16 protein-coding genes are annotated in these 15,260 nt (G+C 56.5%); all 16 read left to right on the forward strand.

Going from position 1 to position 15,260, the window contains the following annotated elements; all coding sequences use genetic code 11:
• The coding region (locus FBR45_RS26460; protein WP_171044964.1) for a hypothetical protein at nucleotides 1-1,364 on the forward strand (1,364 nt) is incomplete at its 5' end.
• Nucleotides 1,364-2,131 (forward strand): hypothetical protein, encoded by a 768-nt coding sequence (locus tag FBR45_RS25525; RefSeq protein ID WP_138507299.1) that lies wholly within the window; start codon nucleotides 1,364-1,366, stop codon nucleotides 2,129-2,131. The genes FBR45_RS26460 and FBR45_RS25525, both read left to right, overlap by 1 nt.
• Nucleotides 2,128-3,300: an SGNH/GDSL hydrolase family protein gene (locus FBR45_RS25530; RefSeq protein WP_138507300.1), complete on the forward strand. Its 1,173-nt coding sequence runs from the start codon at nucleotides 2,128-2,130 to the stop codon at nucleotides 3,298-3,300. The genes FBR45_RS25525 and FBR45_RS25530 overlap by 4 nt, the downstream gene beginning before the upstream one ends.
• A gap of 39 nt (nucleotides 3,301-3,339) precedes the next feature.
• Nucleotides 3,340-3,681 (forward strand): hypothetical protein, encoded by a 342-nt coding sequence (locus FBR45_RS25535; protein ID WP_138507301.1) that lies wholly within the window; start codon nucleotides 3,340-3,342, stop codon nucleotides 3,679-3,681.
• Between the two features lie 2 nt (nucleotides 3,682-3,683).
• Entirely contained in the window at nucleotides 3,684-4,607 is a 924-nt protein-coding gene (locus FBR45_RS25540; protein ID WP_138507302.1) for a hypothetical protein, read from the forward strand.
• A complete protein-coding gene (locus tag FBR45_RS25545; protein WP_138507303.1) occupies nucleotides 4,604-5,299 on the forward strand; it encodes a hypothetical protein in 696 nt (231 codons plus the stop codon). Before FBR45_RS25540 ends, FBR45_RS25545 begins: the two co-directional genes overlap by 4 nt.
• 1 nt (nucleotide 5,300) lies before the next feature.
• Nucleotides 5,301-5,876, forward strand: coding sequence for a glycoside hydrolase family 108 protein (locus FBR45_RS25550; RefSeq protein ID WP_246082392.1), 576 nt, complete (start codon nucleotides 5,301-5,303; stop codon nucleotides 5,874-5,876).
• Nucleotides 5,877-6,045: 169 nt separating this feature from the next.
• Nucleotides 6,046-6,237, forward strand: coding sequence for a hypothetical protein (locus FBR45_RS25555; protein WP_138507305.1), 192 nt, complete (start codon nucleotides 6,046-6,048; stop codon nucleotides 6,235-6,237).
• A gap of 221 nt (nucleotides 6,238-6,458) precedes the next feature.
• Nucleotides 6,459-7,445, forward strand: coding sequence for a hypothetical protein (locus tag FBR45_RS25560; protein ID WP_138507306.1), 987 nt, complete (start codon nucleotides 6,459-6,461; stop codon nucleotides 7,443-7,445).
• A gap of 2 nt (nucleotides 7,446-7,447) precedes the next feature.
• Complete coding sequence (locus FBR45_RS25565; protein WP_138507307.1) at nucleotides 7,448-7,975, forward strand: hypothetical protein; 528 nt, start codon at nucleotides 7,448-7,450, stop codon at nucleotides 7,973-7,975.
• Nucleotides 7,975-8,574 carry a hypothetical protein gene (locus FBR45_RS25570; protein WP_138507308.1) on the forward strand — a complete coding sequence of 200 codons (600 nt, stop codon included), beginning with the start codon at nucleotides 7,975-7,977 and terminating at the stop codon, nucleotides 8,572-8,574. Before FBR45_RS25565 ends, FBR45_RS25570 begins: the two co-directional genes overlap by 1 nt.
• Complete coding sequence (locus FBR45_RS25575) at nucleotides 8,528-8,926, forward strand: hypothetical protein (protein WP_138507309.1); 399 nt, start codon at nucleotides 8,528-8,530, stop codon at nucleotides 8,924-8,926. Before FBR45_RS25570 ends, FBR45_RS25575 begins: the two co-directional genes overlap by 47 nt.
• Nucleotides 8,919-9,449: a hypothetical protein gene (locus FBR45_RS25580; RefSeq protein ID WP_138507310.1), complete on the forward strand. Its 531-nt coding sequence runs from the start codon at nucleotides 8,919-8,921 to the stop codon at nucleotides 9,447-9,449. Before FBR45_RS25575 ends, FBR45_RS25580 begins: the two co-directional genes overlap by 8 nt.
• Nucleotides 9,446-9,631: a hypothetical protein gene (locus FBR45_RS25585; RefSeq protein ID WP_138507311.1), complete on the forward strand. Its 186-nt coding sequence runs from the start codon at nucleotides 9,446-9,448 to the stop codon at nucleotides 9,629-9,631. Before FBR45_RS25580 ends, FBR45_RS25585 begins: the two co-directional genes overlap by 4 nt.
• 2 nt (nucleotides 9,632-9,633) lie before the next feature.
• The gene (locus tag FBR45_RS25590; protein WP_138507312.1) at nucleotides 9,634-13,446 is read left to right on the forward strand and encodes a phage tail tape measure protein; all 3,813 of its coding nucleotides are present in this window, start codon (nucleotides 9,634-9,636) and stop codon (nucleotides 13,444-13,446) included.
• Nucleotides 13,443-15,257 (forward strand): hypothetical protein, encoded by a 1,815-nt coding sequence (locus FBR45_RS25595; protein ID WP_138507313.1) that lies wholly within the window; start codon nucleotides 13,443-13,445, stop codon nucleotides 15,255-15,257. Before FBR45_RS25590 ends, FBR45_RS25595 begins: the two co-directional genes overlap by 4 nt.
• Nucleotides 15,258-15,260 lie beyond the last annotated feature (3 nt).

Below are 15,260 nucleotides of genomic sequence, written 5' to 3' on the forward strand. Positions count from 1 at the left end.
GGGAGCGGCTGAATAATCAGCCGATCGGCCGGAAAATCTACCTGCAGAACGAGTTCATTAAAATTGGTTTCTGGGAAAAAGCGGGGGGCGCGGCCTGTGAGCTGTATGATTTGAAAGGCCCCACGCCGGGGGATAACATCATCAACAATGCCGATCTGGGTCGGCAGCTCCAGCTGGCGCTGTACCGGGGCGGTCGAACCAGTCCTAACCCGTTCGCCGAGATCAATACCGATTGGGCCACCCGGGAGGGTAAAACCGCGCCGGGGGGCGGTACCGGTAACAACCCCATTCAGGCGGGTGACGTGTATAAAAACTCATCGCCGGTGCTGCAGATGGGGTGGAATGCCAACACGGTGTATATCAAATCGCGGCTGATGAACTGGCCCGTGCGTAATGAACTTACCGACGTCATTCTGGAAACCTGGTCGGTCATCGGAACCGATCGGGCGGTTCGCATCTACTGGAAAATCACCAACAACCGGCTGGACGACCAGCTGCAGTCGGATGCCTGGGGGCAGGAATACCCTTGCTTCTACGCCAACGACCGATACCAGTTCGCAGCTTATTATGCGGGCGACCAGCCCTACAGCAATGCCCCGGTAACCAAGCGCGACGACGCCGGTGATCAGCGGGCGTTCGCCATTACGGAGAACTGGATCGCCAACATCGACGAGAATAACCGCGGGGCGGGTATCGTCGCGGAGCGATTGTTCGAAGTCACCCACAAACGGCAGTGTCCCGGCTGCGGAGGCAGTAACACCTTCGCCGAAGCCAGTCCTTATGTCGCGTTTCAACCTCAGCTGCACGTAGGCTGGAACGAAACGATGTACAGCGAATGGCATATCGTCGTGGGGCACGTCAACGAGATCCGGCAGTACGCCACCTCCCGGCCGTGGAGCCGCTCGTTTGCCGTCAATTTCAAGAACTCGGCCGATCGGGGCTGGTGGTTCCGCAACTGGTCGAGCGACAACGAGGTCCCCTTGCCGGCAGATGGCTGGACGTGGTTTCCGGTTCGCAAGCAGGGGGCAGTGGTTAGCCCGCGGCTGTCGTTTCCGGCCGGTCAGGCGAGCAGAATCTTCATTCGCATGGCCTACACCGGCCCGCTCAACAAATTCCGCCTTCGGTTCTGGCGCTCGGACATGAACATCGGGGGTCTGCCCATTTTCGTCGAGTTTCCGGTTACGGGCGACGGGGTGGCCCGCACCATCGAGATCCCGCTGGCGGGCAATCCCGACTGGCGGGGCATCATCAACCGGCTGAGCATCCAGCGGTACATCAATTTCGGGACCGAGAACCAGGACGATCCGGTGTCGGGGGAGAGCGTTCGGATTGAATGGATCAACACCGTAAACGCCCAACCCTGATGCGCCATCTCCTCATCTTCGTTCTGTTGCTCTGGGCTGGCGCGGTGCTGGCGCAGGGCAACCTGCCCGTTTCGCTGGCATCCAGGCCGATCCAGCTGTTTCCTTCCAGCCCGGCCAGCCTGACCGGCACTATCAGTGGCTCGCCGGTGTCGCTGTCGGTCGTTTCGTACTACCAGGCGGGCGGGCGTGTGCTGCCGCCCGCCGATCAACCCACGCTCACCCGGTCGGGGGCCAGCTACTCGATCAACTGGACAGCGGCTCAGACGGCCCGGCAACCCGGCGAAATCTGGCTGGAGCTGCGGGCTGAGCAAACCGTCGTACGCGCTGATAAAATTCAGTTCGTGCGGGCGTCGCAACCGGTCAGCTCCACATTGGCGCTGGCTCCTGTCAACGTGTCGAACCTGACGGGGGCGGATCTGGTACCGCTCAGCAACTCGATCGCGGCCGTGAATGCAGTACTCCCCGTCAAGCTCGATGCCAGCGTACACACCTCGTTTGTCAGTCAGTACAACATCGACAAAACGAACACTATGCTGTCGATCAGCCAAAAGGCGAATGCCAGCGACGTGTACACGAAAGCCCAGATCGACGCTAAAAAAGTCGATACCTACGAGGTCAATACGATTGCTGAAGCTAGGGCACTGACGGTACCGGGCAAGTCGGCTGACTTCATCATAAAGAGCCACCCACCGTACGGTCAGACGCGGGCGTACTGGAACGGTACCAAGTTTTTTATCTCTCCCTTACTTGAAATCGCTGATCAATGAAAACGATTATCCTGCTCCTATTCTCTCTGTTGTCGCTGGCCAGCTTCGGCCAGACGGGATTCCCCACGACAATTACCAACCAACGCCTGACTGTTTCCGGTGCATTCAATATTGACGAGATCGTCGAAACGGAAGGCCAGCAATTGAGCTGGACGTTCGGCGTTTCGGCTCGTCCGGCCTCGACCAGTTCCGCCCTCAGCATGGGTACTATGCCCAACTATAACCCTCGCATGTTTATCGCTATGTATCGAAAAACATATGTGGAGTGGCAAAGCAGCTGGCCGGTTCAGTTGAATATGGGTAATTCCGATTGGTTCGCTGTCAATTATAGCACCATTTCAACAGCCGCTAAACGTACTGGACAGGTCGAATATCGCCGTAACGTCAACTATCCGCTCGAGTCCATTTCCCTGTCAGGGCACCGCGTAGGCGACACAATCAACGCGGTCGGGCTTACCGAACTCACGCTAATGACCAACGATCTGAACCCCCAGGCGAATAAGAAAATACTGTGGCTGGGCGATTCGCGCACGGTGGGTACACTGAATAATGACATGACCCAAGATCAGATTATGCAATGGGGCGTTCAGAACTGGATCAACGCGCAGGCGAAAGCCACTAGCGGGAATATCTACCGCTCCGTGATCGTAGCGCGTGGGGGCATGAAAAGCGGGGATATCGTGAACGCGCTGGAAAATCGCCTGATTCGCGTAGAGAACCCCGCACTCATCTTCTCTTGGTTTGACCTGAACGATCAGGGGCAAAGTGTACCGGTATCGACCTACGAAACAAATACACGCCGGGAACTGGCCCTGCTTCGTCGGTTCTACCCCGATGCCACGATTATAAAAATGACAAGTAGCCCCGTCGCCAACACGACCAAAAACACGGCCGTTGATGCGTATCGCAACAAACTAATCGAAGTTGTTGCCAGCCTTAACGATTCAAAAATTAAAGTGATTGATCTTAGAAAATCTTTTGACCGGACGTTGGGTCTTTCAGTTTGGGCAGCGAGCGATAGCAATGGTGGGGCTGTTAATGTGGTGACAGATGGCATTCACCCCGGTACGGCACTCAGCCACCAGGGAATCATCAATACAATCACGACGGGTACCAACTTCGACGGCACGACTACGACGGGCCTGCAACAGTTAGGCATAACTTTTTAAGCCAACCCTAACCCACTCAACCCCTCAAAACGTATAGCCGTGAACGAGTTTCTACAGGAGTTAGCCAAAGCACTCAATGGCTTTCCGCCTATTCTTATCGTGCTGCTGGCTCCCTTCTGTGGGTCGCTGGTAGCCTGTATTGTGGTTGCCATCACCGGTGGGCCGGATGCCGACTCACCGGGTAAGATTGCCGGTCAGTTCGTGGTGGGCTGGCTGGCGGGGGCCTTCGGGGGGCCACTGCTCGCGCCCATCTTTAACGCGCCTGCCTATACAGTCGGGTTCGTCGCGGGCGCCAGTGGGTACTGGGGCATCAAAGTGTACCTGAAAAAGAAACAGGATGAACTCTTAAACAAGCCTGGAGGTCCGGGCAACCAATCATGACTATGAAACTGTTTGTCGCGGAGCTCTGGCATTTTGCCGCTGTCTTCGTCGTGTTGTTGTTCTTCGTGGCCTTCTACATCCGGTGGATGCAGTCCTACCGGATCTCTCATGGTCATTTCATTATTGGCATGGGCGCGGTGGGCAGTACGTTCGTGGCCCTGCTGGTGGCCATGTTCGCCTTTTCGTACCTGGTGGTGTTTCTGATCGGGTGCCTGCTGGGCGCGGGGATCTGGCTGATCTACAACGACTGGTATTTCTACCGGTTTCCGATCGGTACTGAAGTACTGGCTCCCGTCGACGTGCACCGTGCGACGCTGGGAGCCGATACCCGGCTGGGTCGGTACCTGCGTCGTCGTCAGGAATCCCAGCCCGCTATTTTCAATCCGAGGGTGTGGCTGATTGGGGCCTGCCTGCTGGTCGTCTCGCTGTTTAGCTTCGGCTTTTATCGGGTTGTAACGGCCATTGCTGTGGGCGAAAAACGGGCCGTAGCGGCTCAGAAGGCCGCGACCGGAGAAGTGAAAAAGGAGGTCGTCAAGGTACGTTCTGAACTAACCCAGACGGTGCAGGAGGTGGCCGACTCGCTGAAAGCCGGTCAACAGGCGATCGTCGAAAGCACCCAGACGGTCAACCGGGAAACGGCCAGGCTGGCGGCCACGGTGGCCAGAGAAACCAAAACCGCTACATCCCGGATGGAACGCAAGCTGGACCGCACCAACGCCAACGTAGAACGCGCCCGCAAGTCGGCCATCATCATACCGGCTCCCGTTCGTTCGTCGCCCCCGATCAACCTGCTGAGTCCCGATCGGGTCAAGCCGGTACCGGTGGAAGTCCCTCAGCGACGCAACCGCCACAAGGTCGGCTATGCCGAATGGGACCCTTGCGATTGTGATTCCCTGTTAGCTCGTAACCCCTACCTATATCAATGAACATAGCCCCTGCTTTTAAAACCTTTGCCCTGGTGGCGGCCGTATGCGGCTCGCTATTCTGGGGCACCCAGGAGTGCGGCAAAAAAGACGAAGCCCGCTCTGAACGCGATCTGGCCATAGCTGAACGTGACTCCCTGACCGTTGAGGTCTCGGTTCGTGACAAGCGAATCGGCGACCTCAGTACCTTACTGGCCACGTGCAAACAGCAGGCCAGCGACGCCAAAGCCTACGCCTATACCCTCGCCGATCAACTCAACGAGGCCGTGGCCACCGTCGGGCGATCCGTGGCCGGCATGAGTCAGCAACAGCAGCGCATTGCCGCGCTGAATAGCCTCGTCCGGAACAAGTCGTTACCGGAAAATCGACGAGCGGATCTGACGGCCGCAGCGGCATTGCCAGGACCAGTGCAGGCAGACTCGGAACTGGTGGCGGCCGTGGCCAAGACGTCGATGTGGCTGGAAATCTACCAGGACTCGACGGCCAAGCTACTAAAAGCGGTTGCCACTGCTGAAGGGCAACAAAAGGTCGCTGAAGATGCGATGCAGAACGCGGCTGCTTCGAGTCTGTACGCCGAAGGGCAGCTGCTACAGGAAGCCCGCACAAAGCGGTTTCTGGGTAAGGGACGCAAGAGAGCCATGCGCCAGCGGGCCGAAAATGTACGTAGAATAAGGAACGGTGAAAAACCCAACTGACATGGCAAACTTCACAGCAGCATTCACGAAAACGATGGGTCACGAAGGGGGCTATGCCAACAACCCCCTCGACACGGGCGGGGAGACCTACAAAGGTATTGCCCGCAACTTTAACCCCGGTTGGGGTGGCTGGCACAAGGTCGACCAGGCCAAAAAACAGACCGGTGTAGTGGCTCAGCTGGACCGGCTGTTGTCGGCCGACAAAGCCCTGCAGCTCGAGGTGCAGAAGTTCTACAAACTGAACTACTGGGATGTCAACCGACTGGATCTGATCGACAGCCAGGTACTGGGCGATAAGCTGTTTGATATCGGCGTAAACATGGGCGTAAAGCGGGCCGCGCTGATGCTGCAACAGGCGCTCAACCTAACCAACGTCAACGGTCGGGCCTATCGCGATATCGCTGAGGATGGGGTTATAGGTCCTGAAACGTTGTCGCTGACGGACACTCATCCGCGGCCGGCGCTATTACTGAAAGTGATCAATGCGTTGCAGGCAGAACGGTACCTGAACATTATGCGTAACAACCCGACGCAGGAGACATTCGCCAATAGCTGGTTTAGCCGCGTGGCGTTCTGACAGTATATTGAGAGGAGTGCTTACAGGTCGTTCGGGTTCGGGCGACCTGTTTTTTTTAACAAAAAAACCGACCCCAATCTGGAACCGGCTTTCTGATTCTATCCACACCATTGGGGGATGAAGCCCCCTTTGATTGCTCAAATGTATATACGTTTCCGATATTTGTTGCATGAATGAGTTAACGGAGTTCTTCAAAACGGCTACACTGCCCCCCACGTCAGCCAAAAACCCTTTCAAGATCAATGCTTATGTTGCGGTCGAGGACTGGGATAAGTTCCTGCCCGATGCAATTAGACGGGCGCAGGCTGGCGACGAACACTCCCTGATGCTACTTAATGAGCTCAGTTCATTGATAAAATAAAGTGCTTCGAATATTCGGGGACAATGCGTTCGTATACGCTGCAGACAATGAATCGGGCACGGCTGACCTGACAATATGGGGCTGGCTCGTACAGCCATCTGGTATACATATTCATACTGCAAAAGTAGGGTGATTTTGACAGGTACACGCACCCATAGGATAGGGGGTTATTGTTTACGCTCTATAATCGTAGTGTACGCGTAAAATTCGTAACATTGCGTATGGACTTCACTCCCTACGTAGGACTTGCGCGAAACCCCGACGACTGTGACGGCACAGTACCGGATGGGGTTGTAAACGAAACGGAGCATACCCTCGTTTACCTCGACGATATCCCCGAGCTCCCATTGGCACGACTGTCAGGGGCCAGCTCCTGGGATGTCAGAAACACCGCCCGCCGAACAGCGTCCCAGATGCTCGACACGGACCTTAAAGCGTTTTTGGGGCAAGCGTTTCCGGCACGCCCTTTGGGCTCGGGTCTGCTGGGTAAGGCCTCGTACACGAATTTCCCCCCGATCGCTAGTCAGCTGGTCTCGTTTCCCCTCCATAGCCACTACCTGAAGGGAGGGAAAGCGCGCATCAATTCGCTGGGCATGATCCTGTCGGAACCGGTTACCAATCAGGTAATCGAACTGTGGCGGGTGGGGGATACCGCCCCCCTCAAAACCGTCACCCTGGCGCACATCAACGCCCGTACGACGACGCAGTACTCTCTGGCCGATTGGGTGTTCGACCTGGATGGCTCGCAGTACGAGATCCGCACGACCCTGCCCGAGGGCATTAAAGTCGCCGACAACCCCATGGCCTGTAACAGCTGTGGCGGTCTGCAGCCGATCCGGTCAATCCTGTCGTCCTGCTGTTCGGGAAAAGCGTCCGGCTTCATGATGAATCTGTCGGGCCTGTGCAGCTACGATCCGCTCTTGCAACAACTGATGGAGAATGAGCGAACCTCGCGGGTGCTGGCCTACATGCTGGCTTACCAGACCGGTTATACGCTCTGCGTGAAACCAGTCTCCGGAGAGATCGAGCGCAGCACCGTTCTGTCAGAAACGGATCTATCCAACGCAGCCGGGAGCTGTCGGCAGGAATACCTGAACCGGCTGGGCTGGCTGAAAAGCGAAGTCTCGAAACTGGGGCTGTCTGTTGAAAACACCTGCTTTCAGGCTAACACGCCAACAGGCTGGAGCCGGGGGCGTTTCGCCTATTAAGGATGTCAACGACCGACTACCAGCTCCGGGTTCAACAGATGCTGGCCGCACTGGCGGCCGAGGCCCCCAACATCGCGATGCGGATGGGCCAGACCGCACTCACGTTGAAGAAAGAAGAGTCGATCCGGGATGGCATCACCGTCGACGGGGCCTATGCCGAATACGGGGGCAAGCCTACGTATAAGTCGTCGTACAAATCGAAGGCCCGCAACAGTGCCGGCAGTGCCTATGCGAGTTCGGGGGGAAAGGGTACCTGGGGTGAGTTCCGGGCCGCGCAAGGACTGAAGTCGGACAAAGTAAACCTGTTCTACTCTGGCCGGATGTGGACGGCACTCCGAATCATCAGCCAGAGCCAGAACGGATACCGTTATTCGATACTGGTTGGAGCCTCGGATGAGGAAGCGGTCAAGGTGCTGCTGGGTAACCTGCAACGCTACGGCAATTTCTTAGCCATCAGCCCCGCGCAGGAACGTATTATCAAGGACGATGCCGAGGCTGATGTCGCCGACATTGTAAACCGATTTCTATAATGATCAACTCCCTGATTGCTGACTACTGCCGTCGTGCCCTGCTGGATATGGACGGCCCGGTAATTTCCCGGCTGGCGGGTCTGGTGAAAACGCTGGAAACTGACGCGTTCACCAAAGGCAAAACGTCCCGGTTTCCGATTCCGGTAGAAGCCAGCCAGACGCCAAAAGCCTCACGGGGTAAGTCGTTTCCGGATCTGGTACCGGACGATTCGGAACGGTTCATCGTCTACTTCGAAGACGGGGGCGCTACGAAATCCGGTATGCGCTGGACCAGTAAACTGCGCCTGATCGGCTGGGGCGACGCCCGTCAGTTTTCTGCCCAACCAATTGAAGTACCGGGGCTGCTGATCGCTCACATTACCACCAGGCTGGAGCACCGGTTGCCGGTTGCGCACAACCCAATATCTGGCCTGCGCTGTCAGGTGGTGGCCAGTCCGGAAGCCTCGGCCAACCTCTTCAGTCGCTACACCTACGGGGAGGTTCGCTCGCAGTATCTGCTGTCTCCCTATTTCGCTTTTGGCCTCGACTTACAATTAACCTTCGTTCTCAATCATGACTGCTTATCAGATCTTACTGCAGTGCCTGCTCCTCGCTGTTAGTGCCGGCATTGCTGCTACTACCTATGTTAATATCCTGACCGCTCCGGGGCAGGTGCTCGACTTTTGGGCCCGATTTCTTTACCGTCTGCAGGAAACGTTTGTGGGGGCGGTACGTGACGACCCCGAGCGGGTGCAGCGACGCCACCGCTTCAGTGACACCCTGCTCAAACCGCTTTTGACCTGCGTCTACTGTGTGGGAGGGCAGCTGGGTTTCTGGCTGTCTATCTACGTACAAAACTCGTATGGTACGCGTATCAATCTTGCCCTGTGCCTGCTGACGGCCGTGCTGTCGGTGTACATGGGTGGGCTGTTCCAATACATTCAGAAAAAACTCTTTCCGCTCGATGACTAATATCATTACTCCGGTGGATCTGGAACTGACCACCAGCACGTTTGTCGCCGACGGGCACACCTACCACGTAAACCGCAACGGTCGACTATCGGTCGAGCGGGATCGGTGGCTGGAAAAGTTCGGCCTGTTTGCCCTGCTGGGTCGACAGTCTTCGGCATTTCTGACCGAGCTGAACCGACTCTATCAGGCGATCAACGCGGGCAAACTGGCCGATGCTGCGGTATTGACCGATAACCTGATGAAGGGAGCCGCTGATCTGGGGGCGAAGTCCTCCCCCCTGTATTATATATGTACGCTCTTCATCAACGAAGAAGGAGAGGACACTCGCCATTACACCCTGGAGCTGGGTGAGCAGAAGATCAAACACTGGGAAACTGCCGGCATCAGCGCTTTTTTTTTCAAGAAACTGGCTCTCGACTATCTACAAATTACCGAAGAACTCTGGAGCAAAACCATCCAAAGTATTTCACTCAATCTCCCCAGTCTAAACCCACTAAGCGAGTTGAGCGAACTCGAGTCATGACGATTCGTCAGCAGGTCGTTGACCGGGATAGCTACTGGAATAGCCTGCTGTTGAACTTGTCCGAGGGGCGACCGGAAGGGATCACGGCCTTACGACAAATGGATACCATTGATTTCTGGCATTATTACGCAGCCTGGTGCGAGCGGCAAAGTGCGATTGAAAACGCCTATAAAACGACCTGATCATGGTAATTACAAATGAGTTAACCCTGGACATGACCAACTTCATCGAGGGCATGGAACGGTCAGGTCGCATACACACAGAGTTTACGGAGAAGCTAGAGGCCGGGGCCCGTAAAAACCCGATCGCTGGCTACACCCAGAAACAGGAAGGGTTTAACAAAGCACTGGGTCAACAGGTGCAGATCTATCAACGCGTCCAGGCCTCTGCCGAATCCTTTCGGAATGAACAGAAACGCCTGGAAGCGCAGTATACTGACCTGAAAAGTCGTCAGATGGAGTTTCTGGCTGCGGGCCGCTACGCCGAACTCCGTACGCAGATCGGCCTGGTTAGAGAGAAGTTACGGGAGATGAACTCCCCACTCGTCGAAGCTGATTCACTCTGGGATCGGCTCAAAGCCAAGTTCTCCAAAGGGATTTTTGTTCCACCGGTGGAGGTGCCGGTCAAAACCCGGGACGAACGGGGCCGCTTCCTGCCTGGCCAGGGGGGATCGGGCGGTGGGGGTGGTAACAAGCCGTCGAAATCCAGAAACGACCTGCTCAAGGAGCTGGGGCTTTCTGTACTGGACGAAGCAGGCGGGGCCGCTGGCCTGCAACTGTCCGGTGGCCAGCTGGCGATCGCCGGAGCGGTGGCCGCGGGAGGTGCTGCAGCCGTGAAAGCAACCAAAGAGTGGGCCGAATACGGCGCCAAGCTGTCGGAGGTCTCGGCCATTACGGGTCTGACCGGTAAGGATCTGGCGTTTCTGGATCAACAGGCCCAGCAGATTGAAATAGACACCGGGATGGCGGGTACGGTCATTCTGGATGCGTTCAAAAGCATCGGTTCGATCAAGCCTGAACTGCTCGAAAGCAAAGAGCTGTTGGCCCAAACGACCAAAGAAGTAATTACGTTGTCCCAGGCGTCGGGTCTGGCGCTGCCCGAAGCCGCCAAGGCGCTGTTGGGTTCGCTGAACCAGTTCAATGAGGGCGCTGATCAGGCGGCCCGGTTCTCGAACGTGCTGGCAGCCGGTGCCAAACTGGGCGCGTCAGAGATTAACGAAACCGCTGATGCTTTGCAGAATTCGGGCACGGCTATGAAAGCGGCCGGTCTTTCGTTCGAGCAGGGGAATGCCCTGATCCAGTCGCTGGCAGGTGTCATGATCAAGGGTTCGGAGGCCGGTACGGGTTTACGTAACGTGCTGCTGAAACTGGAAACCGATACCGACAAGAACCTGCGCCCGTCGATCGTTGGGCTGGACAAAGCCCTGGAGAATGCAGCCGGCAAGTATAAAACCACTACGGAGCTAACCAAAGTCTTCGGTGTTGAAAATATTGTAGCCGCCCGGCGCGTCCTCGATACCCGGGAAGAGATCAGCAAACTGACCAAAGACATTACCGGTACGTCGATCGCTTACGAGCAGGCCCGAACGAGCACTGACAACCTGGCTACCGATCTGCAGAAAGCAGGGACCGCTATTAACAGTTTCTTCCGGAATCTGGGACAGAGTAACGACGGGTTCCTGCGGGGGTTGGTCCAACGGTTCACCTCGACGGTCAACGAGATTGGCAGCAAGACCGGCGTGCTCAAAACCTTTATCAGCAGCTACGTCAATAACACGCAGGATGGACTGATCGGCGCGTTGTTCACCGCCGGACGGGATGCGAACCGGCAACGGCAGGCGAACCTCGACCAGGCCAAACAAAAGGCTGAGATCGACGGCATCGTCAAAGCCTCTACCCTCGGCGTTGCTGATGATACCAAAGTGCTGACCGATTTGTACGAAAAGCAGGGGCAGGCGGTGCCGAAAGCCCAGCGGGCCGCGGCTGCCAAGGTCAAAGAGCAGAATGATGCATACTATGCCGATGCGGTAGCCAATCACGCCCGGCTTCGTCGTGAATTTGAGAAAGCGACGACCGATCAGAAAGGCTACTATGATAAGCAATTTGCCGAATCTCGCCGGCAGATCCTGCGTACCCAGACCGCTAAAAAGGTAGCCGACGCCGAAGTGTCCCGGCTGGCCAAGGCTGATGCCGAACGCGCGAAGGCTCTCGCTACGGCCCTAGGTGAACCACCTGCGGAGGCTGATAAGAAAGCCGGTAAGGCCCGGGAGAAAGCGGCCCAGGACACCTATAAACTGTTGCTGTCGGCTCAGGAAGAGTACGTCAAAGAGTATCAGAAAATCGAGAACGAGTTTGGCAAAGACCGGCTCGAAGCGCTGAAAAAAGACGAGAACGCTTACATCCGGGAAAAAGCCAACCTCGACAAACAGGAACTCGAAAACCAACGGCAGCACCTGCAGAAGATGCTCCAGCTGGCCAGCTCCAACCGCACCCAGATCAACAAGCTGACCGGTCAACGGGAGATCGTACCCAACGCGGCTGTCCGGTTGCCGGCCGACGTGCAGAAGCAGTTCGATGATGCTAAGCAGGCCATCGACGTGGAGGCTGAACGCAAGATCCGTATCAACCGGATACGTCAGGAGCGCGAACTACTGGAGCTGGGCAAGCAGTCGAACGATCAGGAGGTGGCCCTGTTCGACAAAAAGTGGGAAGAGATCCTGGCCAGTGAGAAAGAAGGATCCGCGAAGTATCTCGCTCTGATCAGAAAGCGGGATGCTGAGCGCAATGATTTGCTGTTCGATCAGATCATCCGGGATCAAAAAGCCATTGAGACGATTGCCAACTACAACGTCGACCTGCGCCGTAAACCGGATACCGAAACCGGTACCCAGTTCAACAGGCGTAATGAGCTCGACAAAATAGCAAACGGTATCTTATCCGCTGAATCGCAGGTGGAAGCGCTACGGGGCCAGCAAAACATTGCCAATACGCCCGAGATCAAACGGCTCGAAGCATACATCAAAGTGCTCAAAGAAAAGCGGAAAGAGATCGAGATGTTACAGCCGGCCAACCGGGATATCTGGGATGTGCTGGGTATCAGTAAATCGTTTACCGACGAAACCGAGCGGCAGATCTTTTTGCAGGCCGTCGACCAGATATCGGCCGCGGTGCGAAACGCTACCGAGATCGCCGTGCAGGCCTCCGAAGAACGTATTCAGGCGCTCGATGCCCTGATTCAGGAGAAAGAGGAACAGGTGCGTGTCGAAGAGGAACGGGATAAAGAAGGCGCTGCCAACAACCTGAAGCTGCGCCGGGCCGAACTCGAGGAGTTGAAGCGGCAGAAGGCCGAGGAACAGGCCGTCCGCCGTCGGGCGCTGGCGGTGCAACAGTCGCTGGATCTGGCCGCCCAGATCTCCAACAATGCCGTGACTGTATCGAACACGGTTACCGCCATATCGGAGATGTTCAAGCAGTACGGTAAGATCCCATTTGTCGGGATCATTCTGGCGATCGGGGCGGTGGCGACCATCCTCTCGACGATTGCATCAGTTAAAGCGAAAGCCCGGGCGTTGACTCAGCTCCGGAAAGGTGGGAGGGTGCCAGTCAACGGGAGAACCCACGAACAGGGTGGTCATCGGATCGAGGGTACTGACATCGAAGTTGAGCGGGGCGAGCACGTCACTAACGCGCAGAGTTCGGAGCGTTTCGATAAGACCCTGGAAGCCCTTAACCAGAACAACCCGCTGGAAGCCTTTCTCAACCTGGTACGCGAGGGTGGTTTAGGGGTGCCAGATTTCCTGGTTCAGCAGCTCAAACAACCCGCTGGCATAACGAGCACGATGGACACCCGGGCGCTGGAAAGCAAGATCGATGCGTTGGGGAATGAACTCAGAGCCATCAAGCAGAATACGAAGCCCCGCAAGCAGGTGACCGGACTGGGTGGTAATAAGGTACTGGAAATTGAAGAGGGGCGCGAGACCGTCCGGATTATTAAATGAAGTTCGTAATCGAAATAGCGTTGCCGGCTCAGGATGCCAGTGCTCCCCAGGTGCACCGGATCCTGACGCCCCAACCCAACATGAAATTCGACTGTGCCCAGCCGGACGGGGAGTTGTATTACCGGACCAAACAGTCGGGTGGGCTAACCATACAGGGCGACGACTTTACCTGGCTCAAAACGCAATACGACAGGTTCCCTTGTTGCGTCGAGGTGGCCGTCAATGTTTTTACGCCCAGCTGTGACGGGGAGACCGACGAGCTGTTCTGGCCCGGTTATTTCAATCTGGCCACTGTGCGCTGGAATTTTTCGGAGTGTACCGCCGAGGTGCGGGATGTGTTGCCACGCGACGGCTACGATGCGCTGTTTCGGATCTGGGAGAAACCGGTCAACCTGCTGGCCACGTCGACCGAAAACCCGCTCCCTTATAAATCCTTTGTGGCGATCTATCCAGACAAACGAACCTGGTCGCCGAACGCCAAAGGGCAACTGGTGAACCTGCTGCCTGACGGCAACGCAGCCGGCACCGGCCCCAGCAGTCAGGAACATACCTACCGACAGGGCATTGACCTGATGACGGCCATCAATCGGGTGTTTGACCAGATTGCTACCGGCTTACCTGCCCAGGTACTGAGTCCGATCACCAGTGAATTTTACGAGTTAGCTGTCAATCCGGTTACCTCCCGGGAGAACCTGAACAAAATCATTATGGCCGGATCGGATGCCAAGCGTCCGGCTTCAGTAACTCCGGCCGTAACGCTGACCGTAACGCTGAAAGAGTTGCTGGAGGGGCTGAGAGGTCTTCACAACGTGTATTACCTGATTGATCCCGAAACGGGCAAACTGCGACTGGAGCACCGAAGCTGGTTTGCGGAGCAGAGTTACGTGCAGCTCGGCCGGGTGGCGCTGAACCTCGACCGATACCCGGACGCCCTGGCCAAGGCCAATAACGAAAGTTTCGACACGGAGGCTCTGTATGGTATCGAAGAGCTGGTGATCGAGAACAATGCTGGTGCCGAGAAAAAGGAGTTCGCCCGGGGTTCGGTTCGCTACGACGACGGCTGCGTAGTCCGGGACGAGAAAGGAGCCGTACGAACGAATTCGATATCGGTCAGCCGGTTTTTTACCGATCTGGATGCGGCTTACAGCAATCCGGATTCAGTGCCTGACGACGCCATCTTTCTGGCTGAACTTATGAAGCCCAAAGCGTACGGAGCTCCTGCCAGTAGCCTGCCCATGCTGGCCAGCGCTTTTGAAGTGGTCGAGTATCGGGACTATACCACCGTAGTGGGTTTGGGCAACAATGGCTATCAGGCAGCCTCTATGCTGTTTGTCGACTACCATCGCCACGGCCGTAGTTTTTCGTCAGGCCTGGTCAATGCAGTAAAGCAATCAGATGGCTCCTACGCGGCCGGGGTACGCATGGCCATGCTGTCAACGTTGCCAACCCGCCGTCAGGAAAACATTGCGATACCGGTCTGCTGTGAGGACCTGCCTTTGCGACTCAATGGCTATATCAAGACAAACCGGTTTGAGAGGGCTGTGCTGGCCAACGCTGTACTGGATCCGTCGACCGATATCCTGACCCTCGACGTGCTGGCTGATTCACGCTGTCAACAGCTGGTCATCCAGCCGCCAGATCCGGGCTCTGACTGCGCCCCCAAAGGCACGTACATTTCGCACAGAACCGAAGTTGCTTACTGCTCGGACGGCGTGACGGTGATGGCTACTCAGGATATCTATACGTATGCCGACGGGGCATGCGGTACAATTGATGAATACGGCTCCACGATGGGAGCGGGAGGCTGTTAATAA

Source organism: Spirosoma lacussanchae (assembly GCF_005870035.1).
GTDB classification, from domain to species: domain Bacteria; phylum Bacteroidota; class Bacteroidia; order Cytophagales; family Spirosomataceae; genus Spirosoma; species Spirosoma lacussanchae.

Bases quoted from the DNA above. Each gene is read 5' to 3' on its own strand.
- FBR45_RS25525 (WP_138507299.1), top strand. From the start codon at position 1,364: ATGCGCCATCTCCTCATCTTCGTTCTGTTGCTCTGGGCTGGCGCGGTG.
- FBR45_RS25530 (WP_138507300.1), top strand. From the start codon at position 2,128: ATGAAAACGATTATCCTGCTCCTATTCTCTCTGTTGTCGCTGGCCAGC.
- FBR45_RS25540 (WP_138507302.1), top strand. From the start codon at position 3,684: ATGAAACTGTTTGTCGCGGAGCTCTGGCATTTTGCCGCTGTCTTCGTC.
- FBR45_RS25545 (WP_138507303.1), top strand. From the start codon at position 4,604: ATGAACATAGCCCCTGCTTTTAAAACCTTTGCCCTGGTGGCGGCCGTA.
- FBR45_RS25550 (WP_246082392.1), top strand. From the start codon at position 5,301: ATGGCAAACTTCACAGCAGCATTCACGAAAACGATGGGTCACGAAGGG.
- FBR45_RS25555 (WP_138507305.1), top strand. From the start codon at position 6,046: ATGAATGAGTTAACGGAGTTCTTCAAAACGGCTACACTGCCCCCCACG.
- FBR45_RS25560 (WP_138507306.1), top strand. From the start codon at position 6,459: ATGGACTTCACTCCCTACGTAGGACTTGCGCGAAACCCCGACGACTGT.
- FBR45_RS25565 (WP_138507307.1), top strand. From the start codon at position 7,448: ATGTCAACGACCGACTACCAGCTCCGGGTTCAACAGATGCTGGCCGCA.
- FBR45_RS25570 (WP_138507308.1), top strand. From the start codon at position 7,975: ATGATCAACTCCCTGATTGCTGACTACTGCCGTCGTGCCCTGCTGGAT.
- FBR45_RS25575 (WP_138507309.1), top strand. From the start codon at position 8,528: ATGACTGCTTATCAGATCTTACTGCAGTGCCTGCTCCTCGCTGTTAGT.
- FBR45_RS25580 (WP_138507310.1), top strand. From the start codon at position 8,919: ATGACTAATATCATTACTCCGGTGGATCTGGAACTGACCACCAGCACG.
- FBR45_RS25585 (WP_138507311.1), top strand. From the start codon at position 9,446: ATGACGATTCGTCAGCAGGTCGTTGACCGGGATAGCTACTGGAATAGC.
- FBR45_RS25590 (WP_138507312.1), top strand. From the start codon at position 9,634: ATGGTAATTACAAATGAGTTAACCCTGGACATGACCAACTTCATCGAG.
- FBR45_RS25595 (WP_138507313.1), top strand. From the start codon at position 13,443: ATGAAGTTCGTAATCGAAATAGCGTTGCCGGCTCAGGATGCCAGTGCT.